General features: G+C 70.8%; 1 protein-coding gene. It reads right to left on the bottom strand.

Features of this window, described 5'->3' with window-relative positions; translation table 11 throughout:
* Positions 1-236: beta-ketoacyl synthase N-terminal-like domain-containing protein (locus tag IO33_RS53390; protein ID WP_245236097.1), on the bottom strand; the 236-nt coding region annotated here is incomplete at both ends.

Genomic DNA, 236 nt, shown 5'->3' with positions numbered 1-236 from the left:
ACCAGCGATGACGAGCATGCCGTGTCGACCGTGACCGCCGGGCCCTCAAGCCCGAACGTGTACGACACCCGGCCGGAGGCGATGCTGCCCGCGCTGCCGCTGCCCAGGTAGGCGTCCATGCCCTCCGGAGCCGTCTTCACGCGCCCGCCGTAGTCGTGGTACATCACACCGGCGAAGACACCGGTCCTGCTGCCCCGCATCGTCACCGGGTCGATCCCGGCCCGCTCGAACGCCTC

This window comes from Streptomyces durhamensis, assembly GCF_000725475.1.
GTDB classification, from domain to species: Bacteria; Actinomycetota; Actinomycetes; order Streptomycetales; family Streptomycetaceae; genus Streptomyces; species Streptomyces filipinensis.
Note: the sequence above shows the minus strand (reverse complement) of the source record. Positions and strands in the feature narration are given on the sequence as shown.